We start from the raw sequence: 25,183 nt of genomic DNA, 5'->3' as shown, positions 1-25,183 counted from the left end.
TCCTATGAACAGAAGAAGAAAAAACACCTTTCCATCTCGTCAGATAGAAAGGTGTTTTGATTAAACGTTTTTCCCCGCTGCCTTCAGCGCACGGGCGCCAATGTCACGGCGATAAAATAAACCTGGCTGAATGATTTCTTCAACCGCTTCATACACTCTTGATCTTGCCGCTTCAAATGTGTCGTCAAATGCGGTCACATTTGCTACACGGCCGCCATTTGTGACGAATTGATCGTTTTCCTTTTTTGTTCCTGCGTGGAAGGTGACGACATCAGAGACCGTTGTTTGCAAAGCACCGATTGGTGTGCCTTTTGCGTAGTCTTCCGGGTATCCTTCTGATGCAAGAACGACACTGACAGCGGCTGTGTCTTTCCACTGCAAGTCCACATCTTTTCCATCTAGAATGTCTAGGAAGACTTGAACTAGATCTGATTCAAGACGAGGAAGCACTACTTGCGTTTCAGGGTCGCCAAAGCGTGCATTGAACTCAATGACCTTAGAGCCTTCTGGTGTCAGCATTAAGCCCGCATATAAAATGCCTGTAAACGAACGCTCTTCCTGCACCATCGCGCGAGCTGCTGGTTTGACGACGTCTTCCACCGCTTTTTGTACGACTTCATCAGAAATTTGTGGAACCGGTGAATAAGCGCCCATCCCGCCGGTGTTTGGTCCTTTGTCATCTTCAAATGCACGTTTATGATCCTGTGCGATCACCATCGGATACACCTTTTCTCCATTGACAAAGGCCATCAGAGAAAACTCTTCACCCGTTAAAAATTCTTCAATGACAACCGATGCACTCGCATCGCCAAACTTTTCATCCTCTAAAAAGTCATGCAGGCAGTTGATTGCCTCTTCAAGCGTCATTGCCACTGTCACGCCTTTTCCTGCGGCAAGTCCATCTGCTTTAATGACAATTGGGGCACCCTTTTCTTCCACATATGCCTTCGCTTCTTCAAACGATGTAAAAGTGGCGTAAGCGGCTGTCGGGATATCATAATTTTTCATTAAGTCTTTTGCAAATTCTTTTGAGCCTTCAATGACTGCGGCTTTTGCATTCGGTCCAAATACCTTTAGACCTGCTTCTTCAAATGCATCGACGACACCTGCAATTAAAGGAACCTCTGGACCGACAATTGTTAAGCCAATGTTATTGTCTTTTGCAAAACGAATTAACGCCTCATGATCGCCCTCGTCGATCGGTACAAGCTTCGCAGCGTCTGTCATTCCATCATTGCCGGGTGCGACAAATACTTGGCTGACAAGTTCGCTTTGATTCACTTTCCATGCGATGGTATGCTCTCTTCCACCTCTGCCGATAATTAATACGTTCACACTGTCATCCCCTTAATGTTTGAAATGTCTAACGCCAGTGAAGACCATGGCGATGCCGTATTCATCTGCTTTTTGGATCGATTCTTCATCACGAATGGAACCACCTGGCTGGATGATCGCTGTGACGCCTGCCTTTGCAGCAGCTTCTACTGTATCGCCCATTGGGAAGAACGCATCAGAACCTAGTGCACTCCCTTTTGCCTTTTCACCTGCTTGCTCAATCGCAATGTTAGCCGAGCCAACACGGTTCATTTGACCAGCACCAATACCTGCTGTCATTTGATCCTTCGCTAGAACGATGGCATTTGATTTCACATGCTTGACGACTTTCCAAGCGAGCTTTAAGTCTTTCCATTCGTCTTCAGTCGGCTCTCTTTTCGTTGGGATAGAGATCGTTGCTTCCTCTAAGCCGTATGTGTCGACATCCTGAACGAGCAATCCACCATGAACACTTGTGAGCTGCTTTTCTTTTTTCCCAAGATCTGCTTCTACATCTAATGTTAGTAGACGAAGGTTCTTTTTCGCTGTTAGCACATCAAGTGCTTCTTGGCTGAACGATGGTGCGATGACGATTTCTAAGAAAATCGTATGGAGCACCTCAGCCGTTTGCTTGTCTACTTCACGATTAAGCGCCACAATGCCGCCGAAAATAGACGTTTCATCTGCTTTAAATGCGCGATCAAATGCTTCTGCAATCGTTTCCCCTGTCCCAACGCCGCACGGATTCATATGCTTTACAGCCACAGCCGCTGGCTCCGTAAATTCACGTACAATTTGAAGAGCAGCATCTGCATCTTTGATGTTGTTGTAGGAAAGTTCTTTTCCATGTAATTGCGTTGCAGTCGCTAAAGAGCCTTTGCTTGGAAGCGCATTTTCATAGAACGTCGCCGCTTGGTGCGGGTTTTCTCCATAACGGAGAGATTGCTTTTTCTCAAATGTGACTGTGAACTGTTCTGGCTCTGTTTCGCCAACAAAGTTCGTTAAATAATCCGCAATCAGGGCATCGTAAGCAGCTGTATGACGGAATACTTTTGCTGCAAGCTCACGTTTTTTCTCTAGTGAGACGCCGCCTTCTTTGATTTGTTGAACGACAGAATCATAATCACGCGGGTCTACAATCACAGTGACGTCCTGATGGTTTTTAGAAGCAGCACGAAGCATACCCGGACCGCCAATATCAATGTTTTCAATCGCTTCTTCATACGTGACATCGTCTTTTGAAATGGTCTCTTTGAATGGATATAGATTCACAACGACAAGATCAATCGGCTGAATGCCGTGCTTTTCGATCTGTGCCATATGCTCATCGTTTTCTCTCACTGCTAACAGTCCACCGTGAATGTTCGGATGAAGCGTTTTGAGACGTCCGTCCATGATTTCTGGGAAGCCAGTCACTTCAGAAATACCAATGACATCAATGCCGTTCTCTTGAAGAAGTTTGTGTGTACCACCAGTTGAAATCACTTCAACGCCAAGTTCTGTTAGTTCTTTCACAAAAGGTACAAGATTTGTTTTATCGGAAACACTGATTAATGCGCGTTTGATCGTCATGCCTTTGTCACCTCATTAAGATAATTCTAAAAGTGATTTGATCACTTTTGGATATAGTGTATGTTCTAATTCATGCATTCTTTTTTCAATGGATTCAAGGTCTTCCCCTTGTTCAATATGAATGGCTGCTTGGTCAATAATCGGGCCGGTATCCATGCCTTCATCGACATAATGAACCGTAATACCAGCCACTTTGACTCCTGCTTGATAGGCTTGTCCAATCGCATCGAGTCCAGGAAATGCTGGCAATAAAGATGGGTGGATATTCACGATTTTCCCTCTAAATGCATCAAGCAATGTCGGACCGATCAGTCGCATATACCCAGCGAGGAAAATCCATTCCACTTCATGCAGCTTCAGCTGTTCAATGATGGTTTGCTCAAAAGCGGCTTTACTCGGGAAAGCCTTCGGCGTAAAAGAAAAGGACGGAATGCCCTCTTTCTCTGCCCGCTCCAGCACCTTCGCACCCGGTTTATCACAGATCACAATGGCGGCTTTTGCCGGCCACTGTTCTTCTTTTAACGTATCAATAATGGCTTGAAAATTTGTCCCGCTTCCAGAGGCGAAGATCGCAAACTTTTTCATGAGAGGCTTCCACCACCGAAAGTGACGCCTTCTCCTTTTTGAACTCGTCCGATAAGAAAGGCTTTCTCTCCGTCTTGTTCAAGTCCGCTGATCACATCGACGAGATCATCCTCTTTGACGGCTAGGACAAAGCCGATACCCATATTAAATACATTGAACATCTCTTCTGCTTTCAATTGCCCTTTTTCTTGGATAAAGGAGAAAATAGGCGGAACTGGCCATGAGCCGTTATCAATCTCCACACCAAGTCCTTCAGGCAGCATACGTGGTAAATTCTCAATAAAGCCGCCGCCTGTCACATGTGCCATACCGTCAACTTTGCCAGCTTTCACTTGTTTAAGAACAGGCTTGACATAAATCTTCGTCGGTTCAAGCAGCTCTTCTCCAAGTGGTCTTGTAAAAGGTTCATACGTTTGGTGAAGATCTAGACCCGCATCTTCAAGCAATACTTTTCTTACAAGAGAATAGCCATTGCTATGAATGCCGCTAGAGCTGAGTCCAATCAGCAAATGCCCTTCCTTGATATTCTCCCCTGTGACGATTTCATCCTTTTCAACGACACCTACAGAAAATCCGGCAATATCATATTCTTCTTCTGTGTAAAGACCCGGCATTTCTGCTGTCTCTCCGCCGACAAGCGCTGAACCAGACTGCTCGCATCCGTCAGCTACACCTTTGACGATGGATTCAATTTTCAAAGGATCTGCTTTTCCAACTGCTAAGTAATCTAAGAAAAAGAGCGGCTCTGCCCCTTGTGCAAGTACATCGTTCACACACATAGCAACAGCATCTACACCGATCGTATCGTGTTGATCCATTAAAAAAGCGAGCTTTAATTTCGTACCAACACCATCTGTTCCTGAGACAAGAACGGGCTTTTTGTATGGCAGTTCAGATAAATCAAACATACCGCCAAATCCGCCTAGAGCCCCCATGACACCTGCTCTTTTTGTACGTTCTACGTGTGTTTTCATTCGTTTAACGGCTTCGTATCCTGCTTCGATGTCGACACCGGCGTTTTTATATGCTTCTGACATCCCATTCACTCCTTTTATCTGCTTGTCTTTCATGTATTTTCGGCAGAATGAAAGAGCAGCATATCAAATCACGTTGACTGCTGCTCCATTATTCGATTATTTCGTCAGGACTGTTTCCTTCACATGAGGAAGGACAGTATCTTCATAAATTTCGGTCGGGTATTTTCCAGTAAAGCATGCTAAACACTGACCGCGCTGCGGATCATCATACTTTCTGCCAATCCCGTCCATTAAACCGTCTACAGATAAAAATGCAATGGAGTCTGCACCGATTTCCTGTCTAATTTCTTCCACTGAATGAGATGACGCAATCAGCTCTTCGTGTGTAGACGTATCAATTCCATAAAAACACGGATGAGCAATTGGCGGTGAACTGATGCGTACATGCACTTCCGTCGCACCCGCTTCTCTTAGCATCGTTACAATTCGGCGGCTTGTTGTTCCTCGTACGATGGAATCATCCACCATGACGACACGTTTGCCTTCGACCACCCCGCGCACGGCAGACAGCTTCATTCGCACGCCCTGCTCACGCAATGCTTGAGACGGCTGAATAAATGTCCGGCCGACATAACGGTTTTTAATTAAACCTAGCTCATATGGAATACCTGTTGCTTCGGCATAACCAATCGCTGCAGAAATACTGGAGTCTGGCACACCTGTCACGACATCTGCTTCGACATGTGCTTCTTCTGCAAGCTTCTTGCCAAGATTCTTTCTCGCACTATGCACGTTGATGCCATTGATATTGCTGTCCGGTCTTGAGAAATAAATGTATTCCATGCTGCACATGCTGCGGTTAATGTTCATCGAAAAGCGCTCAGATTTTAAGCCTTCATCATTAATGATCAGCATTTCGCCAGGCTCTACATCTCGTAAATAGGTAGCACCGACGACATCAAATGCACATGTTTCAGAAGCGACAACATAAGCATCCCCAAGCATACCAAGTGAAAGTGGGCGTAATCCGTTCGGATCAAGCGCTACGATCATTTCTGTTTCCGTCATGATTAGGAAAGCATAAGCTCCTTTTAACATAGACAGAGCATTTTTGATTTGATCCTTCAAATCCATATATCCGCTGCGCTTAATTAAGTGAGCAAGCACTTCGGTATCAGAAGACGTTTGAAAAATACTTCCTTGGTTCTCTAGCTGTTGCTTTAATTGCGTTGCATTGACCAAGTTTCCATTATGAGCAAGGGCAAGACTGCCATTGTTTTGCGAGCGGAAGAAGAGGGGCTGCACATTCTCAAAGCCGCCTCCGCCTGCTGTCGCATACCGAACGTGTCCGATCGCACCTTTTCCCTTTAAATCCTTAAGCTCACCGTTTTGGAACACTTCCGTAATCAGTCCAAGGCCTTTGTGTGACGTCAGGTTTTCACCGTCTGTTGCAATAATTCCCGCACCTTCTTGTCCTCGGTGCTGAAGGCTATGCAATCCGTAATATGTGATTTGCGGGGCTTCTTCGTGTCCCCAAACCCCAAAGACGCCACATTCTTCGTTTAAGCCTCTGATTTCAGCAAGCATGGGATCGCTCCTTTCCATGCGCGTTCAAGCTCGTTGACTGCCGCATGAATCCATTGTTGTCCTTCTTGATTTTTGACAGTGAATACACCATCATTTGTGACCGTTCCGACTTCTTTTGCATCTTGCACAGCCGCAGCAAACGCTTCGCGATTTTCTGGTTTCACTGTGACGACAAAACGTGACTGTGATTCACTGAATAGTGATGCTGCGCTGTTTAGATCGATCTGGATATCAGCGCCAAGACCATCTGTTCCAAATGTACTTTCAGCTAGTGCTACACCAAGACCGCCTTCAGACACATCATGTGCTGACTGAACAAGTCCGTTTTGAATCGCTGCTAATAGGGCTTCTTGACGCGCCAGCTCTACATCCAAATCAATTTCTGGTGCTTTTCCGTAGATACGGCCTTCAGTCATTTTTTGAAGCTCACTGCCTGCAAATTCTTCCTTCGTTTCACCAATGACGAAAATCACATCGCCTGCCTGTTGGAACGATTGAGTCGTAATATGAGCTGTATCTTCAATCAAACCAACCATACCAATGACTGGCGTTGGGTAAATGGCTGTTCCATTTGACTCGTTATATAAAGAGACGTTACCGCCGATGACCGGTGTACTTAATGTACGGCAAGCTTCGCTGATGCCGTCAGCAGATTTTTCAATCTGCCAGAAGATTTCTGGTTTCTCCGGGTTACCGAAGTTCAAGTTATCTGTTACTGCAAGCGGACGAGCGCCTGAGCAGACAATGTTACGTGCGGCTTCTGCAACGGCAATCTTACCGCCAACCTCTGGATCAAGGTAGAGATAACGTGCGTTACAATCTGTTGTCATCGCAAGAGCTTTTTTCGTCCCACGGATTCTGAGCACGCCCGCATCAGAGCCAGGTGCAACGACTGTGTTTGTACGAACCATATAGTCGTATTGATCGTAAACCCATTCTTTACTCGCAATCGTTGGCTGCTTTAACAGCTGTTTCAATGTATCTGCTGCATCTGTAATCGCTGGAGCTTCCACTTTTGTTTCTAAAAACTCGCGATAGTATGCAGGCTCACTTGACGGCTTGTGATAAACCGGTGCTTCTTCTGCAAGTGCATCAACTGGAAGCTCACACACTACTTCTCCTTGATGGAGTAAACGAAGCATTTTATCGTCTGTCACATGACCGACTGAGACTGCTTCAAGATCATATTTTTCAAAAATATCAATGATTTCTTGCTCACGGCCTTTTTCAATGACCAACAGCATTCTCTCTTGGGATTCAGACAGCATCATTTCATACGCTGACATGCCTGTTTCACGCTGAGGGATCAGGTCTAGGTTCATTTCGATACCTGAACCGGCTTTACTTGCCATCTCTGCACTTGAGCTAGTTAAGCCAGCCGCTCCCATATCTTGAATGCCCACAAGCGCATCATTTTTGATGACTTCAAGACATGCTTCAAGCAAAAGCTTTTCCATGAACGGATCGCCGACTTGAACCGCTGAACGTTTTTCTTCTGATTCATCAGAAAATTCTTCAGACGCAAATGTTGCACCGTGAATCCCGTCACGTCCCGTTTTAGCACCAACGTACATGACCGTATTGCCAACACCTTTTGCCTGCCCTTTCTTGATGTCTTCATGGTTGATTAACCCTACACACATCGCGTTAACGAGCGGATTGCCTTCATAACTTTGATCAAAATGAACTTCTCCGCCGACTGTTGGAATACCGATACAGTTTCCATAGCCTGCAATCCCTGCCACTACTTCTTCAAACAAGTACTTCACGCGCGGTGAAGTCAGTTCACCAAAACGAAGAGAGTTTAATACCGCAATTGGACGAGCACCCATGGAGAATACATCACGGATGATTCCGCCGACACCTGTTGCCGCTCCTTGATACGGTTCAATTGCAGATGGATGGTTATGTGATTCGATTTTAAATACAACCGCTTGGTTGTCTCCAATATCAACGATTCCAGCGCCTTCCCCAGGACCTTGCAGAACATGCTCTCCTTTTGTCGGGAATTTGCTTAAAACAGGCTTTGAGTTTTTATAACTACAATGCTCTGACCACATGACAGAAAAGATACCCGTTTCTGTGTAGTTTGGCAGCCTGCCAATAATGGATTCGATTAAAGCGAATTCTTCATCACTCAATCCCATTTGCTGATACAATTTCTCTTCTTTAATTTGCTTGTGACTTGGTTCAAGCAGTAGTGACATGAGTGTCCCTCCAATTTTTCACGATAGATTGAAACAATTTAAGTCCGTCTGCGCTGCCTAGTAATGAGTCAACCGCGCGCTCAGGGTGTGGCATCATGCCGAGTACATTGCCCTGTTCATTCGTTACACCTGCAATTCGATTGACACTGCCGTTAATATCGTCACCGTAAGTGAAAGCGATTTGGCCTCGTTCAATCAGCTTCGCTAACGTGTCTTCGTCACAGTAGAAGTTGCCTTCACCGTGTGCTACAGGAATCGTAATCGATTCACCTTTTTGATAACCGCTTGTAAATTGCGTTTCGTTGTTCTCTACAATGAGTTCAACTGGACGACAGATAAATTTTAGATCTTTATTCCGTCTCATTGCACCTGGCAAAATGCCAAGCTCTTGAAGAATTTGGAACCCGTTACAAACACCAAGAACAGGTTTTCCTTCCGCAGCTGCTTTTTTCACAGCCGGCATGATGTTAGAAAAACGAGCAATCGCACCGCATCTTAAGTAATCCCCATAAGAGAAACCGCCTGGTACGAGTACACCGTCAAAACCATCAAGACTCGTTTCGTCGTGCCATACATATTCAACTTGTTCACCTAACTCATCTTGAATCGCATGGTACATATCGATATCACAGTTAGAGCCAGGCAAGACGATCACTGCAAACTTCACTGTGCGACAACCTCCTCCACCTCATAGCGGTAATCTTCAATCACCGTGTTGGCAAGCAATTTTTCACACATTTCTTTGACCACTGTGTCTAAGTCACGATCTGATTTCTCAATGACTAACTCCATATATTTCCCGATACGGACATCCTTTACTTCCTGATAAGACATGCTGTGCAAAGCGTGCTGCACGGCACTTCCTTGTGGATCAAGAACGCTCTCTTTTAAGCTGACAAAAATTTTCACTTTATACATGTTTATGGCCTCCAAGTCTTTTGAAAATTTCTTCGTATGCATTTGTTAAGCCGCCCAGGTTTCGTCTGAACACGTCTTTATCAAGCTTTTCGTTTGTGTCTTTATCCCAAAGCCTGCACGTATCAGGTGAAATCTCATCAGCTAGCAAAATACGATTCTCGTGATCTATTCCGAATTCAAGCTTGAAATCAATTAAATTCACATGGCAATCTGAGAAGATTTGCTTCAATTCTTCATTCACTTGTCTTGTGATTTGTTTCATTTCCTCGACCTGCTCAGGTGTCGCTGCATGTAAAATGCGAATATGATCTTCAGTAATGAGCGGATCGCCAAGTGCATCATCTTTGTAGTAAAACTCGATCAAAGGTGTGTCCAGTTTCGTTCCCTCTGGAATCCCAAGACGTTTTGACATACTGCCTGCCACCACGTTTCGCACAACGACTTCAAGCGGTACGATGTCTACCTTTTGAATGAGCTGTTCTGTTTCAGATAGGCGTTTAACAAAGTGATTGTTGATCCCTTTCTCATGTAGCATTTGAAAAATCAAGCTGGAAATTTCGTTATTCAGTCTGCCTTTGCCTTCAATTTCCGCTTTCTTTTCACCGTTAAATGCTGTAGCTGAGTCTTTATATTCAACATATAAAATATGCTCGTCATCGGTCTGATAGATTCTTTTCGCTTTGCCTTCGTAGAGAAGTTCTTGTTTCACAGTCATTCAGATTGGCCTCCTAATTTGAATGTTGGCAATTTTCAGGATTAGGCGCCTGACTAGCAGGCGGCCCATTTCTTACGCAAGACCTAGACGTTCGAAAATCATATCGACATTTTTCAAGTGATAGTTGTAATCGAAGCAGTCAGCGATTTGTTCAGGTGTTAAGCGTGAAGTGATTTTCTCTTCTGCTTCTACTAATGAACGGAATGGTACTTGTTTCTCCCAAGCCTCCATCGCCTTTGGCTGAACCGTGTCATATGCTTCTTCACGTGCCATACCTGTATCAATTAATGCAAGAAGAACACGCTGTGAGTAAATTAAGCCGAGTGTGCGGTCCATGTTGCGCTTCATGTTTTCAGGGAAAACCGTTAAGTTTTTCACGATGTTTGAGAAACGGTTCAGCATATAGTTCAGTGCAATCGTTGCATCTGGTAAAATGATGCGTTCAGCAGATGAATGAGAAATATCACGTTCATGCCAAAGCGGTACATTTTCATAAGCAGTCAGCATATAACCACGGATGACGCGGGCAATTCCCGTCATATTTTCAGAACCGATCGGGTTTCGTTTATGAGGCATCGCGGATGATCCTTTTTGTCCTTTTGCAAAGAACTCTTCTACTTCACGTGTTTCACTCTTTTGAAGACCACGAATTTCAACAGCAAATTTCTCAATGCTTGTTGCAACTAAAGCAAGGGTTGCCATGTAATCTGCATGACGGTCACGCTGCAAGGTTTGGGTTGAAATTGGTGCAGCTTTGATGCCAAGTTTCTCACATACATATTGCTCAACAAACGGGTCGATGTTCGCATATGTGCCAACAGCACCAGAGATTTTGCCGTATTCGATGCCGGCTTTTGCTTGTTTAAAACGTTCTAAGTTACGCTTCATTTCCTCGTACCAAAGACCAAGCTTTAGGCCAAATGTTGTCGGTTCAGCGTGTACACCGTGTGTACGGCCCATCATGACGGTATATTTGTGCTCTTTTGCTTTTTCTTTTAGTATGTCAACAAATCTCTCAATGTCCTTGAGCAAAATATCGTTCGCCTGTTTTAATAGATATGAAAGCGCCGTATCCACTACGTCTGTAGATGTTAACCCGTAATGAACCCACTTTCTTTCTTCTCCTAGAGATTCAGATACAGCACGCGTAAAGGCAACCACGTCGTGGCGCGTGTCTTGTTCAATCTCTAAAATACGATCAATATCAAAGCTTGCATTCTTACGCATAGTCACAACGTCTTCTTTCGGAATGACACCAAGTTCTGCCCAAGCTTCACAAGCGAGAATTTCTACTTCAAGCCATGCATTAAATTTGTTTTCCTCTGTCCAGATTGCTGACATTTCTGGTCGTGCGTAACGTTCGATCATTTCCCGTTTCCTCCATCTCTTTCAGTCCATATCTTTGTGATGTTTGCCATCCATTCATCATCAAGCTGTTTCATAAATGTCATATGCCCCATTTTGCGGCCGGCTTTTACTTCATGTTTACCATATAGATAAAGCTTCGCTTCCTTTAAAAGCTCAGGATGTTCTTTTGGGATGTCCACTTCATCGCCCAGCAAATTCACCATCATGCCCTCTGATAAAAGAGCTGTTCCGCCAAGCGGCAAACCGCATATGGCGCGAATGTGCTGTTCAAACTGACTCGTCTCACATAAATCCAATGTGTAATGTCCAGAGTTATGCGGGCGGGGTGCCAGTTCATTGACGAGCAGCTTCCCTTCATTTGTCAAGAACAGTTCAACAGCAAGCGTACCGACTAGCCCTAGCTTTTCAGCAAGCGTTGTTGCCAGTTCTTTTGCTTTCTCCTGAATGCTGCCATCTACCCGTGCAGGCACGATGCTTTGGAATAAAATATTGTGCTTATGAATGTTCTCAGCGACTGGGAATGTCGCAATTTCTCCATGAACAGACCGCGTCACAATCACGGACAGTTCCATTTGGAAAGGAACCCAGCTTTCTAAAATACATGTCCCATGAGTGAGAAGTGCAGCCGCTTCATGAAGCTGATCCTTCTCTTTGATCACGTACTGTCCTTTACCGTCGTAACCGCCTCTGCATGTTTTCAGCACAGCTGGCAAACCAAGCGCATTTACTGCGTCTTCCAGCTCCTTCTCATCATGAACGATGCGATAAGGGGCGACTTCACAGCCTGCATCTACAATCCCTTTTTTCTCGGTTTCACGGTTTTGGGTTAAAAGAAGAAGTTCGCTTCCTTGCGGTAAATACGCCTCTTCCTTCAGCTGATTGAGTGCATCATAGTCAATGTTTTCAAATTCATATGTGACCACATCACTGATGTCCGCCAGCTGCCTGATCGCTTCAAGGTCACTGTATGCGGCTGTGATTTCTGTATCAGCAACCTGTCCACAAGGAGAAAGTTTGACTGGGTCAAGAACTGCTGCACGGTAGCCCATTTGCTTTGCACTGACGGCCATGTATCTGCCAAGCTGTCCGCCGCCGATGATACCAATGGTTGCGTTTGGAAAAATGGTCTGCTTAGCCAAGCTGATCACTGCTTTCTAATACAGTTTGTTTTGTTTGCTCTCTTCTTTCTTCAAGGCGTGCTGCAACGGCTTCATCGAATGCTGAAATCATTTGTGCGGCTAGAAGCCCTGCATTTGTTGCACCGGCTTTGCCGATTGCCACTGTAGCAACAGGTACACCGCCTGGCATTTGAACGATGGATAATAAGGAATCCAGCCCGTTTAATGCTTTTGATTGTACGGGCACACCAATGACCGGCAGTGTCGTTTTTGCTGCGACCATCCCCGGTAAATGTGCTGCGCCTCCAGCACCGGCAATAATGACCTTGAGTCCTTTACCTCTTGCTTCAGTCGCATATTCAAACATCAAATCAGGTGTCCGATGTGCGGATACAACCTGTTTTTCATACGGAATGTTTAATTCCTCTAAGATATCGCACGCATGTTTCATTGTTTCCCAATCAGATGTACTTCCCATGATGACACCTACAAGCGGCTTCATTTTGTCCCCACCTTTAAGCTATTATTCGATTTTGTATCGTTTGACACGCTTCCCAAACCTAAGCAGCTTGTCAAACGCCGAACAAAAAGGCCCGGTTTGTATTGCATTGTTAGGAAGCAACACAAACCGGGCCATGGTAAGCGCTGTTCGCTTTTAAAACGCCATGTCAGTTTTGTTCACTATCCTGCATAGTCCAGTCATTTACGGTAACTGGGTAGAAACTTATGGGCCATATTCCCAAGATTATATGAGGCTCGTGTTTTGATTTCATGTTTATCTTAACAACGGATGTTCATGATGTCAACGGATTTATCGAACAATCTATGAAGTCGTCGTTTTAATGTTCGGATTTAGAGTATTTTTCCCTCAAATACGATTTTTTTCCCAATCGGAATGATCTGAATCGACCCATTTTCCTTCTTTTCCTGAAAGATGGGCTCCTCCATTCGTCGGACAGGTGAGTAGCCTTCGTCCGCCATCTGGGACAACACTTGATCAATCGTCATGTTGTCTTCCACGTAGAATTTCTTTTTCTTTGGTTTTGCGGTCATTCTTTAATTCTCCTTTTCTTCACAGCCTTCACCCAGAAGCCGCCATGAATCGTTTTGGGCTCATACGAAATGATAAACGCCTTTGAATCAAGCGTTTTAATCGTTTCATATAATTGCAGTTCATATTTTCTCGGTGTTAAAATTTGCATCGCTGACCGGTCTCCTTCAAGACCTCCTACTACCCAGTTGGTGACGCCATATCCTTTTTCTCTCAATTGTTTTGGGAGATCTAGATCGATTTCTTTTGTAATCACGTTCACAGTAATGTAGCCAAGTGCCAGCTTCTCTTCAATTTTCATCCCGACAATGATTCCAATCCCATAACCTAGCGCATACGCAATGACATTTTGTACTTGATCTAAGTTATCTAATACGATACTCAAACCAATGACATAAATCAGCATCTCGACAGTACCAGCAAAAGCGGCTGCATACCTTCTGCCTTTCATTGTTAAAATTAAACGCATAGTGGAAAAAGAGACATAGACAATGTTAATCACTAAAATAATCAAAACCATGGTGAACGCATTGGATAAAAGTTGTTGAAGCACGATTCGAACCCCCTGCACTAAAAATCAAATAAAGCACCCCATATTCTACTAGAGAACAAACCTTGATACAATCAAATTTGCGCGAGAAAAACACATATATCTTTCGACAACAAGGGGTGGTCTTTGTTACCAAGAGTTTACCCGTTTTTTCCTCTTCTCAACATGAAAAACCTCCTTTTTCAAAAGGAGGCTTTAGATGGTTGATAAAGGGCTAAAATATACTTTATTTTAACCCTTTGTCTTCTTTTCAGCGTGATAGAAAACCTTTGAATTTTAAAAAGACCGAGTACACGCTTATCCAAACCGAACTGGAACAAGTGATGGGATCAAATACTCTCCGACAATGCCCCATAAAAGGGCAATGATGACGAGCTCAATCAACAAAAAGACCCAGCCGGCATACATCAAGTCTCCCCGCACAGCTTCTTGATCTGATTGAATGGAGCGGAAGAGCACAATGGCAATCAGCTGAAGACCAAAAAACATCATCACGGATAAAATCACCGTTACAAATGGAATATTCAGCATGGCAAATACAAGCCAAAGGATAGATAAAACCAAAACCGGCACAAGCACGGCACCGAACTTCATGATCACTTCTTTCAGCGATATGTTCCCTTTCAGCATGTACTTACCGAGCACCCAAACCGTCAGCATCATCAGTGTCAACAAAATGAGTGTAAAGACCGCTACCTTTAAAAAGGCGTCACCAAAAGAATAATGAATACCAAAACCTAATAAACGGGTCTTTGACGCCTTTAATTGAACGTAGTTGCCTAAAGCAAAAAACACACTGAATAACACAATTGAAATCCAGGCGTACTTCATGCGTAAAGTGTCCGCTTGATGGATCGCACGACTCGGTGATTTTAACATCGCGAGCCCATATGAGCCATAGCGCTTAAACGCACCGCCTACACCTCTTGCGATGCGCTGAATGGCTGAACCCTCTTCATCAGCTGGCTTAGCCGTTCTTCCTCGTTTTGCAGCACTGCGGCTGAGGCGGGACTGCCTCGTTTCTTGATCTATTGATGGCTCTTCGTTTTCGTTTTTTGTTTCGGATGTGACCTGCTCTTGATCTTTCTCTAACATCCCATATCAACTCCTATCTCAGACAATCCGCACAGGCTCAGGTGACCTGTCCGGATGACTCCTATTAAAGTAGCGGAGTCTCTCTATTCAGTCAAGATTCCTTGACGTTCATACGAATAGACGGATAAAAGAATGAAGAGGTTTTAAATGGAGAGAAAATAAGACAAAACAAAAAAGCTGATGAGTGGATCAGCTTTTCATCATCTTTCATCACTTTTCATGAACGATAGCGCCCCTGCTTTGCTTTCTGAATCCGAAGATTCTCCTGGTGTGCTGGGAAACGAGTCTTTTCTGTCGTATCGACTTGTGTAATTTGTCCATTATGAATGGTGATCACCACCGACCCGTATTCAATCCCTTTTAAGGCAGATAAAATAAAATTCAGCTTTTGTTCATCCATCGCTCATCCCCCATCCCACTAATTTTGCTTGCGCTCTTTTAAATAGAGAACCTCATTTTCCAGCTCATGAATCGTATAATGCATGAGCGCTTCATGTTTTTCTTCATGCCCCCATAAAAGGAGCTGCTCAATCAATACCTGCTTTTTCCGCTCAATCACCTGCCTAAGCCAGCGTGACAAGTCATCCCCTCCCGTTATGATGAATGCAAGAAAAAAGGCACTCTGAACCCTTCTATAGAAAAAAGGAAATCAAAGCGCCTTTGGTGATCCAATCAGCGAATTATGTCTTTTTATCATAAACACATAATTCCTATAAGTCAACTATGTTTTTAAAATTTCCCTACAAAAAACAGCAGCCTCCATGAGCTGCTGTTTCAGACAAACGATTAATGATTTAAGAAAGCAAAATATAGAATAAAGATGACAAACAGGCCGTACATAATTGGATGCACTTCTTTTGCTTTTCCTTTAAAGATCATGGTGATCGGGTAGAAAATGAAACCAATTGCAATCCCTGTCGCAATACTATATGTCAGTGGCATCATAATCATGGTTAAGAAAGCCGGTACCGCAATTTCAAAACGATCCCATGCGATCTTCGCAAGAGGTGCTACCATCAGTGCACCGACAATGATTAAAGCAGGTGCCGTTACATTCGGTGTCACGACAGATAAAAGCGGCGAGAAGAACATCGCAAGTAAGAAGAAAATACCTGTCACGACAGCTGCAAAACCAGAGCGGGCACCCGCAGCAACACCTGAACTAGATTCAACATAAGACGTCGTCGTTGATGTACCAAGAACAGAACCGACGACGATAGAAGAAGAATCCGCCAGAAGCGCTTTTCCTGCACGCGGCAGCTCATTATTTTTCATTAAACCAGCCTGCGTTGCCACAGCCACAAGTGTACCAGCTGTATCAAAGAACCCAACGAATAGGAACGTTAAAATAACCACAAGCATTTGAATGGAGAAGATGTCTGGCAAGTGAATCAAGGCTTGACCAAAAGTTGGAGACAAGCTTGGAATGCTATCTACAATTTGAGATGGAACTGGCACAAGACCAAGGATCATCCCAGCAATAGCTGTCACAAGCATCCCAATGAAGACACCTGCATTCACTCGAAGAACCATTAAAATGACAGTCACAACGATTCCAAATACCGTCAACAGGACAGGACCACTATGAATGTTTCCAATCGAAACGAGCGTATTATCGTTATTTGCAATAATACCGGAGCCTTGAAGCCCTACAAATGTAATGAACAAACCAATCCCTGCACCAACAGCCAGCTTCAGCTCACTCGGAATAGCATTGATGATTTTTTCACGGAAACCTGTTAAAGAAAGAGCAACGAAAATCAATCCTGAAACAAACACACCGGAAAGTGCTGCCTGCCATGAGATTCCCATACCAAGAACAACTGAGAAAGCGAAGAACGCATTCAGTCCCATACCTGGTGCAATTGCGATCGGGTACCTGGCGATCAATCCCATCAGGAAACAACCTGCCGCAGAAGCTAACGCTGTAGCTGTAAAGACAGCCCCCTGATCAATTCGTAATTTATCTGGAAAATCCGGTACTGCTACTAAAGCAAGTGTGATCGGATTGACAAACAAGATGTAAGCCATCGACAAAAATGTCGTTAAACCGCCGATGATCTCTCTGCGATAATTCGTACCTAACTCATCAAACTGAAAAAACTGTTTCAAAGCCAACTGACTCCCTTCATGTCCTTTTGCTTTAGTCTGTCCCATTCACAAGTCAAATAAAAAACGCCCCAACAGTTTTTGGGACGCTTGACTACAATGTGAATTCAGACCGTGACATCAAACAAGAACAATGCATGATTTATATCAAACGAGTGTGAATTGACGTAGTCAAGCCATTTACGGTAGCTTGGTAGAAACTTGCGGGCCATATCCCCGCCATTATACGACTTCTATCTATTTGATTTCTGTGTCTATTGTACCAACTTCATTTTTAAAACACAATACAAAATGCGAACATTTTTCAAAGAAATGTCCGCTTCATTCGTCTTATTACACGAATTTGGAAAATCACATCTAGTTCTTTATACACCCATCACTGAATTCTGGCAAAAACCGTTTCTGCTACATCGAAAAATGCCTTCACAGCAGGAGAAGCTTGCGTGAGCGATGGACAGGCAAGCGCCACCTCACGATGATGCGATACATTCAGGTGACTGATCTGCACAAGTTGCTGCGTTTTCAGGAATAACTCAGGACCTATCGTCACACCAAGTCCTTCCCCAACCATGCGGGCAATGGTCGTACAATCATGCACTTCAAATAAAATAGACGGCTTGATTTGCGCCTCTGAAAAAATATCCTCTACATGGGATTGATACATGCCAGTTGGCATAATAAATGGTTCATCTGCTAATTCTTCCATGTCTACAATTGGCTGCTGCTCAAAACGATGATTTTCGTGATAGGCGACCACCATTTTATCTTTCATAAGTGGCAATAGATCAAACGATTCATCCGCTTTACCTTTTACAACAAACCCAACATCAATAATGCCAGAATCGAGCCACTCCAATATTTCTTCATATGTCCCCTCATAGAATTTAAATTCAATCTTTGGATGCTTTTTCTGATAGCTCACAAGCAGTTTTGGCAATAAACAAGCGGATGCACTGGCAAATGTTCCAATCCGAATCAAGCCAGATTCAATATTTTTGGTGAGCGCAATTTCCTGCTGAATTTTCTCTACTCGATTTAGCACTTCTCTTATATGCGGAAGAAGGGTTTCACCGGTGTCTGTCAGCGTAATGCCCTTTTTTCGGTCACGCACGAATAAAGACACACCCCACTCCGTCTCTAAACTTGCCACCGCATGACTCACGGCAGACTGTGTCATATTTAATGCTTCAGCTGCAGCTGTAAAACTGCCTAGCTCGACCACCTTAGCCATCGTCTCGAATCGAACAAAGCTCATGAGTATTCACTCATCCCTTTCATGAAAAACATCAATTTTACTTATGTTAGCACGGAATTTAAAATGAATACAACGTTTCAACATAAAGGAAGGGTTCAAAATGAAAAGTACATCTTATCCATTGCTTATATTTCTTTTAGCCGTCGGTTCTTTCGTCACAGGTACTTCAGAATTCGTCGTATCAGGCATACTGGACATCATTTCTGACGATCTGCACATCTCCATCCCTGTTGCTGGTCAGCTCATCACCATCTATTCTCTTTTTTATGCCGTGGGTGCCCTCTTTTTAGTCATGGCCACATCGAAATTGAATCGAAAAAAGGTTCTTTTATCGGCGATTTCCATGTTTATAGCAGGGAATGTGCTTGCCTTTTTTAGCCATCACTTTATGCTGCTCATGCTCTCACGGGTCATCATGGCCATGAGTGGCGGCTTATATATTGTACTCGCAACAAATTATGCAGCGCAGCTCGCCCCGCCAGAAAAAAAGGGGAGTGCGATGGCCACGGTGATCACTGGATTTACAGTTTCACTAGTACTCGGTGTACCGATTGGAACATTTTTAGCAGGATATGTAGATTGGCATGCCATTTTTCTCATCATTGCAATAGGAACCGCTTGTCTCTTGTTTCTTCTGTATCGATTATTACCGCCTATGGAGGGACATTCCCATGTGCCATTTAAGCAGCAAATGCAAATTCTTCAAGACCGCAGGGTGTTAAGCGGCTTAGCCACGACAGCCTTTTGGATTTTAGGTTACACAATGGTATTTGCCTACATTTCGCCATTATTGCGTCAAACATCCGGATTTACGCTTGAACTGACAAGCATTGCCTTGCTTGTCTTAGGCATCTCTGCTTTTATTGGCTCACGCTTTGGTGGATACGCTGTCGATCAATGGGGACCAAACCGAACCATTTCAATCAGCATCACGGTTCAGATGCTCATGCTCTTTGCATTATCCTTTACACAATTTTCGGTAGTTGGCGTCTTCATCACGCTCGCCATTTGGGGCACCGCCACATGGACAACAACACCAGCGAAGCAATTTTATCTCATCTCCCTAAAACCCGAAACATCTGAAACCGTGCTGAGCTTTAATACAGCGATTATGAATATCGGCATGATGCTCGGCTCGTCAATGGGTGGTCTGATTATTCAATATACAAATGTAACGAATTTAAGTTGGATCGGCGGGCTAGCCAGTTTTGTTGCATTGATGTTGATTCGGTACTCGTTCAATCGCAATCGACTGGCGCATCAACAGATAAAAAGCGAACATGTGTAATCATGTTCGCTTTCTGATTTATCGATTAGCTTTTGATGTTTCTTTTTTGACTGGAATGGTTACAGGTATATCTTTCTGTGGTGCCAATCGGTTCAGATCTGACAAATCAAGGTAAAGTCCATAATCCTTAAAAGAAAATGTGTCTAACTTCTTCACATCAAATTCAAAGGTGGATTGCATAGAGGCTATCTTGAAATTGGTCACCTTCGCATCGTTTCTCTCCAAGTAATATCCGTTTTCATCATTTGCTTCAGGATCTGACCACGATTTCAATTTTTTAACATCACCTAATCCTATCCATTCACCGATATTCTCCATAACATCCTCATCTAATTCTTTCTGATCTAGTCCAGTAAATTGATAATAAACTGTCACAGAATGCCCCTTTTGCTCTATTTTATTGATTTTGATCCCTATTCCATGATGCTTTGTTTTGAACTGAACAGGCAGCTTTGTCTGAAGAGGAATGATTTTGCTTTCTTCTTGTTCGTCTGTCACACCCGTGTAAAATGTTAATTCAGTTGCCTCTGGATCAATCGACTGATCTAAAATGGTCAAATGATTTTTTCTAGTTTTGTCAGAAGTCAGTTGTTTTTCTCCTAAAACTGTTCCAATTTCGAGCTGATAATCATTCCCTAGATTATCCTTCATTCTTTCTATACTAATTATATCGTCTTTAGCAAAACCATTGTAATCAATGGTATATTGAATAACAGAGCTTTTCACTCCATTTTCTACCTTTATATTTCTTAAGTGATAACGTCCATTTAAAATAGACACGTCTTTTTGTCCAGCTAATACAGTGGTTTTTTGCTTGACCGCTGGTACCTTGAAGCGCCAATTCCCTACAATATCCCCAATTTTAGAAATGACAAGTGGCACTTGTTGACCTTGTTTGATCGTTTGACCATTTGTATAGACTGTCACCTGCCCAACATAATGGCCATCTTTTAATTTTTTCAATTCATGATTGTAGGAACTCGATTGGGAAGCTTGATTTACTGGATCTAAGTTGACTATGAAAGGGACAACATCTTCCTTTGTATTCAAATTCTCCACAGTAAACGTATAAACAAGCCGCCCTGCATCATAATACACACTGTTCACTTTCACAGTAACCCCTCTTGATTCAGCCCCCTCATTGACATGCTTCACCAACTCACTCTGAAAAAGAGACATTCCTACTTTATCGTGAAACATCATATATAACTGTCCAACAAACGGCACTCGAGCCATCGCTGTATTAAGAGAAGGAAAAAGGAAGCCGGATGAAAAATAAAGAACGATTAGTACGATGGCAGAATATATTGGCGTTCTCCAATTCCATGTGAACCAACGTCTTTTCTTTTCCGCTTTCACATCTCCCATTGCTTGGCGAACCGCAGAGGTCAATTCAACCTTTGGTACATCAATCTCATCATAGAGCTTTTTCATTTCTTTTCGTTCCATCGACACTCTCCTCCTTCTCCAATGTTTGCTTTAATAACTTTCTTGCTCGATACAAATGAGTTTTGACCGTTCCTTCGGGCACACCCATCTGTTCAGAAATCATTGAAATCGAATAATCTTGAAAATAAAATAGCTGAATCACGAGCTGATATTGCTCATCTAATACATCTAGTGCATTTTTTAAATCCAGCTTGTCTTCCAAAAAATCATGCCGCTCAACGCTCTCATGATGCTGTTCAAACGGAACAACATCTTGCTGTTTTTTCTTCATCGCAAAAATTGTATGAATCAAAATTCTCGTCAGCCAGCTAGAAAAATAAGCCGGTTCTTTTAATCCAGATAGATGCTTAAACGCTTTAATGACCGTCTCTTGAACAGCATCTAACGAATCCTCTTTATTTCTTGTGTAGAGAAAAGCCGTTTTATATAAACGCTCTTGATACATCAGCATTAATGTCTCAAATGCCGGGACATTCCCTTTTTGTGCTTTTTTAATTAGACGCACTTGCTTCATCTCATCCACACCTCCTACACCTGTTAGAGCAAGGTTTCTCTCAAACGGTTTCAACCCTCGGAAATTTCTTTTACTTAGCATATGTCGGATAAAAATAGAGAAAGTGAAGAATGGAGTCGAAAGAACAAGTTGGATATTTGATATAATTGAAGAAATATCTACAAAAAGGAATATGTCGATTGTTTCGATTCGAAGAACCCACGTGTGCTAGCTGTCAGAAAAAAATAGAAGGAAACGAAGAAGTGTACGTCAAGCTGGTCTATCCAAAGAGAAAAGGAATGACAGAGGTAAAGGCTTGGCTGAGGAGTGAAGGGGTTTTTTATTGTAAGGCATGTTATGAAAAAACAACATAAAGACGAGCACTTCAATAGAATGCTCGTTTTTACTTTCTACTATTTCACTCCCGCTTACTGCGAAGTTCAATGAGTGCTAGTGTCTCGTCATTGAAAAAGAACTCCAAAATGATGCCATTTGATTGATCTTGGTATTGTATACCTTTGCTATACCCTTCGACAAACCAGAGCTTCTTGAATTGCTCTCCATATGTTTGTATCACAGATGAATAATCTTCTCCTATTTTAACTCCCTTAGATGTTTGAAGATTTTTCTGTTTTGACTGATTGTAAATAGATGTTACTCGATGATGCTGATCAACTGATACGACAAAATCTTCATTTTCTTTTTCCATGTAGACCGTCTGTTTTTGATGAGAGAATTGAGAATTCTCAACAAACTGATGATCTCCCTTAAATGTTTGACCGATCTTAAAATGACCTATCGATTCATCTGTTAAAGTGATAGAGTGAAAATTAAAAAACATTGCTATCCAGACAACTAGTATGGCTCCACCTAAAACAGAACCTATTATCACTAACACCTTAGAACGAATGGCACCTTTTTTAAATAAATAAATCATTAAAGATACGGTGATCATCATGATACAAATCATGATCAGAAAAATGCCCATTTTTTTTATCCTCTTTTTTGTAAAATTCGAATGTACATGATTACCCCAATGATAAATTCATATTATATCAGAGCAGTCCACAAATTGTGCCAATACAGGTATAATTTAAATAAAATAAACTATAGGAGATACATATGACTAGACATAAACTGATATTTCCACAATCATTTCCAACGATACAGACCGAAAGACTGATCTTAAAACAAGCAACGATCGCAGATGCCGAGGATATGCACTTCTACTTATCCAATGAAACCGTGTGCCGCTATATGGGCATTGATGCACATGAAACCATCGAAGACACAAAAGGAGAAATCAAGTGGTATGACAATATCTACAAAAAACAAACAGGCATCCGCTGGGGAATTTCTTTAAAAGATAACCCTACCATCATCGGCAGCTGCGGCTTTCTCAATCTAGAAAAACAGCACCGCCGTACGGAAATTGGCTATGAATTACACCATGATCATTGGAGAAAAGGCATCATGAATGAAGCGATTACTGCGGTGTTGTGGTATGGATTTCAGGAGATGAACTTGAATCGGATTGAAGCGATCATTGATCCAGCTAATACGTCCTCTGTTCAATTATTGGAGAAGATACATTTTGTACAAGAGGGTTTATTAAGAGAGTATGAATTAGGTCAGAAGGGATTCGATGATGTGTATATGTATTCGATTTTGAAGAGAGATTACGAAAAATCCTATTAAACAGAGGAGAAACAAATGAAAACGGATATTCATTTCATCCAAAAGCCGCAACCAGAGTATGTTTCTTTTCACATTTATGAACTCAATCCAGCGATTGAAAAACTTGTCCAGCAAGTGGAGCAGTCAGCTCCCTATTTCTTAGCACAAGAACCCACGAAAGAAAGAGTGAAAAAGGTCTATTATCACGACATTTTATATATAGAAAGCGTTGATAAAAGATCGTTCTTGTATACGTCAGATGGAGTGTTTCTCTTAAAGGAAAAGTTATTTGAACTTGAAAAACAGCTTGAAGCGCACGATTATGTCAGGATTTCAAAATCGATGATTCTAAATATAGATTCTATTGCCGCTATTTCTCCTAAAACAAGCGGTCGTTTTGAAGCAAAGCTTACAAATGAGGAAAAGGTGATGATTTCACGTTTTTATATCCAATCATTAAAAGAGAAACTTGGGTTACGAAGGAAGTGAACAGGATGAAACGTTATATCACAAATCTTTTGATCACATTTTGTATAATCTTTACTGCACTCGTATTGATTTACTGTTTCACGTTTGGAACGATGCCCATCTATATTTTACAAGCCATCATGTTCAATTCCTTTTTTTCAAGCGCCCTGACCTTCTTGCTATACCCAAAACAAACGTACAGCCATCAACGGATTCTTTTTCAACAAATTCTATATATCGTCCTTGTGATGTGTATGATTATGACCACCATCATTATTGTGAGCGGTCAAATCAGCCCCCTTTCGTTTATCGTGAATTTCCTTGTGGTCATGGCTTTATTCTTTGTGATCAAGTACCTATTGTATAAAAAAGATCAAGCAACCGCTGAGGAAATCAACGATCTTTTACAGCAGCGAAAGAAACGAACAACATCTTAATATGCATCTTAGGGCTAAATATTGACATGTTAGGAAGATTTCATTGTGACTTCTGCATGATTCCACTACTCTGACATTAGAGGGGGAATCAACAATGAAACCAATCACAATCATTCGAAAATCAGTACTTCTACTGCTCTTTTCTTTAATCATCCCAACAAGTGCAGGTGTCTATTTATCCATCAAAGAAGTCACCGACCCGATGACCATCTATCTCATCAATGGCTGCGCCATGCTAGCTGGGTGTCTTTTACTTCTATTCATTATTCAAAAAAGTCGTTTTCACTTGAAAGAAATAGGTTTTCGAAAAGGCTCTCTCGGTATGTGGATATTTCCGATCCTGATCATCGAGGCCATTCCGTTTATTGCTGGATTAAATAAGGATCTAACCCTTTCTTCCTTTCTAGCACTTTGTTTCTTCATGGTGTGTGTCGGTCTTTTTGAAGAAGGAATCTTTCGAGGCATTCTGTTTCAATATTTAAAACAAATCAACTTGCGCACTGCCATATGGGGCTCCGCCGTACTATTCGGCCTTGGTCATGCTGCGAATCTACTAAGCGGAAAAAGCATCACATTAACAGTGGCACAAATCTTATTCGCCTTTTTATTTGGATTCGTTGCAGCTGAAATCGTGGCACTCACAAACAGCCTGCAATGGGTGATCTTATGGCATGCCGTTCATAATATCGTGGATCAAATGACAAATGGGCAAACGCCTGTCGGAATGCAAATGCTTTTACTTTCGGTTCAATGTGTCATTTTGCTTGTTCTTGCGGTGGTGTTGTGGAGAAGATTAAAAATGCGAACCATCGTCAATAAATTTATTTTCTACAATGATCGAATGCAGTAAGCAGGAGAAAAGAATTGATACGGCTTACTTTCACAAAATTATTTCACTCAAAGATTTATATAATAGATATGATGACCTTCTAGTAATTCTGTATTTGATT

The 25,183-nt window shown here is 42.5% G+C and carries 28 protein-coding genes and 2 riboswitches; of the genes, 6 read left to right on the top strand and 22 right to left on the bottom strand.

The window, feature by feature from the left end; genetic code table 11:
* Window positions 1-60: 60 nt before the first annotated feature.
* From purD to ES896_RS14985, 19 genes are all read right to left on the bottom strand, one after another.
* A complete protein-coding gene (purD, locus tag ES896_RS15070) occupies window positions 61-1,335 on the bottom strand; it encodes a phosphoribosylamine--glycine ligase (protein WP_019743755.1) in 1,275 nt (424 codons plus the stop codon).
* A gap of 12 nt (window positions 1,336-1,347) precedes the next feature.
* A complete protein-coding gene (gene purH, locus ES896_RS15065; protein WP_135226967.1) occupies window positions 1,348-2,886 on the bottom strand; it encodes a bifunctional phosphoribosylaminoimidazolecarboxamide formyltransferase/IMP cyclohydrolase in 1,539 nt (512 codons plus the stop codon).
* 15 nt (window positions 2,887-2,901) lie between these two features.
* Window positions 2,902-3,471 (bottom strand): phosphoribosylglycinamide formyltransferase, encoded by a 570-nt coding sequence (purN, locus tag ES896_RS15060; protein WP_008344288.1) that lies wholly within the window; start codon window positions 3,469-3,471, stop codon window positions 2,902-2,904.
* Window positions 3,468-4,508, bottom strand: coding sequence for a phosphoribosylformylglycinamidine cyclo-ligase (purM, locus tag ES896_RS15055; RefSeq protein ID WP_017366751.1), 1,041 nt, complete (start codon window positions 4,506-4,508; stop codon window positions 3,468-3,470). Before purM ends, purN begins: the two co-directional genes overlap by 4 nt.
* A gap of 96 nt (window positions 4,509-4,604) precedes the next feature.
* The gene (gene purF, locus ES896_RS15050; RefSeq protein WP_008344290.1) at window positions 4,605-6,035 is read right to left on the bottom strand and encodes an amidophosphoribosyltransferase; all 1,431 of its coding nucleotides are present in this window, start codon (window positions 6,033-6,035) and stop codon (window positions 4,605-4,607) included.
* Complete coding sequence (gene purL, locus ES896_RS15045) at window positions 6,011-8,242, bottom strand: phosphoribosylformylglycinamidine synthase subunit PurL (protein WP_008344291.1); 2,232 nt, start codon at window positions 8,240-8,242, stop codon at window positions 6,011-6,013. Before purL ends, purF begins: the two co-directional genes overlap by 25 nt.
* Window positions 8,226-8,909: a phosphoribosylformylglycinamidine synthase subunit PurQ gene (gene purQ, locus ES896_RS15040; protein ID WP_008344292.1), complete on the bottom strand. Its 684-nt coding sequence runs from the start codon at window positions 8,907-8,909 to the stop codon at window positions 8,226-8,228. The genes purL and purQ overlap by 17 nt, the downstream gene beginning before the upstream one ends.
* Window positions 8,906-9,160, bottom strand: a complete 255-nt coding sequence (purS, locus tag ES896_RS15035; RefSeq protein ID WP_003214349.1) for a phosphoribosylformylglycinamidine synthase subunit PurS — start codon at window positions 9,158-9,160, stop codon at window positions 8,906-8,908. Before purS ends, purQ begins: the two co-directional genes overlap by 4 nt.
* Window positions 9,153-9,875: a phosphoribosylaminoimidazolesuccinocarboxamide synthase gene (gene purC, locus ES896_RS15030; protein WP_007496901.1), complete on the bottom strand. Its 723-nt coding sequence runs from the start codon at window positions 9,873-9,875 to the stop codon at window positions 9,153-9,155. Before purC ends, purS begins: the two co-directional genes overlap by 8 nt.
* A 72-nt stretch (window positions 9,876-9,947) precedes the next feature.
* A complete protein-coding gene (gene purB, locus ES896_RS15025; protein WP_034664786.1) occupies window positions 9,948-11,243 on the bottom strand; it encodes an adenylosuccinate lyase in 1,296 nt (431 codons plus the stop codon).
* Window positions 11,240-12,382, bottom strand: a complete 1,143-nt coding sequence (gene purK / locus ES896_RS15020; protein WP_041093202.1) for a 5-(carboxyamino)imidazole ribonucleotide synthase — start codon at window positions 12,380-12,382, stop codon at window positions 11,240-11,242. The genes purB and purK overlap by 4 nt, the downstream gene beginning before the upstream one ends.
* Complete coding sequence (gene purE / locus ES896_RS15015; RefSeq protein ID WP_017359824.1) at window positions 12,375-12,863, bottom strand: 5-(carboxyamino)imidazole ribonucleotide mutase; 489 nt, start codon at window positions 12,861-12,863, stop codon at window positions 12,375-12,377. The genes purK and purE overlap by 8 nt, the downstream gene beginning before the upstream one ends.
* Before the next feature lie 169 nt (window positions 12,864-13,032).
* Window positions 13,033-13,134, bottom strand: a riboswitch (purine riboswitch).
* Between the two features lie 79 nt (window positions 13,135-13,213).
* Window positions 13,214-13,414, bottom strand: a complete 201-nt coding sequence (locus tag ES896_RS15010; RefSeq protein WP_017366746.1) for an NETI motif-containing protein — start codon at window positions 13,412-13,414, stop codon at window positions 13,214-13,216.
* Entirely contained in the window at window positions 13,411-13,965 is a 555-nt protein-coding gene (locus tag ES896_RS15005; protein ID WP_008344300.1) for a DUF2179 domain-containing protein, read from the bottom strand. The genes ES896_RS15010 and ES896_RS15005 overlap by 4 nt, the downstream gene beginning before the upstream one ends.
* A 294-nt stretch (window positions 13,966-14,259) precedes the next feature.
* A complete protein-coding gene (locus ES896_RS15000) occupies window positions 14,260-15,057 on the bottom strand; it encodes a hypothetical protein (protein WP_017366745.1) in 798 nt (265 codons plus the stop codon).
* Between the two features lie 217 nt (window positions 15,058-15,274).
* Window positions 15,275-15,457 carry a YezD family protein gene (locus tag ES896_RS14995; RefSeq protein ID WP_008344304.1) on the bottom strand — a complete coding sequence of 61 codons (183 nt, stop codon included), beginning with the start codon at window positions 15,455-15,457 and terminating at the stop codon, window positions 15,275-15,277.
* Window positions 15,458-15,475: 18 nt separating this feature from the next.
* A complete protein-coding gene (locus ES896_RS20175) occupies window positions 15,476-15,637 on the bottom strand; it encodes a hypothetical protein (protein ID WP_008344307.1) in 162 nt (53 codons plus the stop codon).
* Window positions 15,638-15,843: 206 nt separating this feature from the next.
* Complete coding sequence (locus ES896_RS14990) at window positions 15,844-17,169, bottom strand: NCS2 family permease (protein ID WP_035703624.1); 1,326 nt, start codon at window positions 17,167-17,169, stop codon at window positions 15,844-15,846.
* Between the two features lie 145 nt (window positions 17,170-17,314).
* A riboswitch (purine riboswitch) is annotated at window positions 17,315-17,416 on the bottom strand.
* A gap of 126 nt (window positions 17,417-17,542) precedes the next feature.
* Complete coding sequence (locus ES896_RS14985) at window positions 17,543-18,421, bottom strand: LysR family transcriptional regulator (protein ID WP_017366744.1); 879 nt, start codon at window positions 18,419-18,421, stop codon at window positions 17,543-17,545.
* A gap of 100 nt (window positions 18,422-18,521) precedes the next feature.
* Between ES896_RS14985 and ES896_RS14980 the strand changes: the two genes are divergently transcribed.
* Window positions 18,522-19,709: an MFS transporter gene (locus tag ES896_RS14980; RefSeq protein ID WP_135226966.1), complete on the top strand. Its 1,188-nt coding sequence runs from the start codon at window positions 18,522-18,524 to the stop codon at window positions 19,707-19,709.
* 18 nt (window positions 19,710-19,727) lie between these two features.
* Here ES896_RS14980 and ES896_RS14975 read toward each other — a convergent pair whose 3' ends face one another.
* Window positions 19,728-21,158 (bottom strand): DUF4179 domain-containing protein, encoded by a 1,431-nt coding sequence (locus tag ES896_RS14975; RefSeq protein WP_025206854.1) that lies wholly within the window; start codon window positions 21,156-21,158, stop codon window positions 19,728-19,730.
* Window positions 21,127-21,672, bottom strand: a complete 546-nt coding sequence (locus tag ES896_RS14970; RefSeq protein WP_025206853.1) for a sigma-70 family RNA polymerase sigma factor — start codon at window positions 21,670-21,672, stop codon at window positions 21,127-21,129. Before ES896_RS14970 ends, ES896_RS14975 begins: the two co-directional genes overlap by 32 nt.
* Before the next feature lie 179 nt (window positions 21,673-21,851).
* Between ES896_RS14970 and ES896_RS20325 the strand changes: the two genes are divergently transcribed.
* Window positions 21,852-22,025: a hypothetical protein gene (locus ES896_RS20325; RefSeq protein WP_025206852.1), complete on the top strand. Its 174-nt coding sequence runs from the start codon at window positions 21,852-21,854 to the stop codon at window positions 22,023-22,025.
* Between the two features lie 44 nt (window positions 22,026-22,069).
* Here the strand turns inward: ES896_RS20325 and ES896_RS14960 are convergent, their stop codons facing one another.
* The gene (locus ES896_RS14960) at window positions 22,070-22,639 is read right to left on the bottom strand and encodes a hypothetical protein (protein ID WP_052320602.1); all 570 of its coding nucleotides are present in this window, start codon (window positions 22,637-22,639) and stop codon (window positions 22,070-22,072) included.
* A gap of 134 nt (window positions 22,640-22,773) precedes the next feature.
* Here ES896_RS14960 and ES896_RS14955 point away from each other — a divergent pair, with 134 nt between their 5' ends.
* From ES896_RS14955 to ES896_RS14940, 4 genes are all read left to right on the top strand, one after another.
* The gene (locus tag ES896_RS14955) at window positions 22,774-23,349 is read left to right on the top strand and encodes a GNAT family N-acetyltransferase (protein ID WP_135226965.1); all 576 of its coding nucleotides are present in this window, start codon (window positions 22,774-22,776) and stop codon (window positions 23,347-23,349) included.
* 15 nt (window positions 23,350-23,364) lie between these two features.
* The gene (locus ES896_RS14950) at window positions 23,365-23,817 is read left to right on the top strand and encodes a LytTR family DNA-binding domain-containing protein (RefSeq protein ID WP_035391468.1); all 453 of its coding nucleotides are present in this window, start codon (window positions 23,365-23,367) and stop codon (window positions 23,815-23,817) included.
* A gap of 5 nt (window positions 23,818-23,822) precedes the next feature.
* On the top strand, window positions 23,823-24,233 hold the full coding sequence (locus tag ES896_RS14945; RefSeq protein ID WP_008344327.1) for a hypothetical protein: 411 nt from the start codon (window positions 23,823-23,825) through the stop codon (window positions 24,231-24,233).
* Window positions 24,234-24,327: 94 nt separating this feature from the next.
* Window positions 24,328-25,083, top strand: a complete 756-nt coding sequence (locus tag ES896_RS14940) for a CPBP family intramembrane glutamic endopeptidase (RefSeq protein WP_052321114.1) — start codon at window positions 24,328-24,330, stop codon at window positions 25,081-25,083.
* The last annotated feature ends 100 nt before the right edge of the window (window positions 25,084-25,183 follow it).

The organism is Bacillus sp. 005/A4HT-01/001 (assembly GCF_004634445.1).
GTDB lineage: Bacteria > Bacillota > Bacilli > Bacillales > Bacillaceae > Bacillus > Bacillus altitudinis.
Note: the sequence above shows the minus strand (reverse complement) of the source record. Positions and strands in the feature narration are given on the sequence as shown.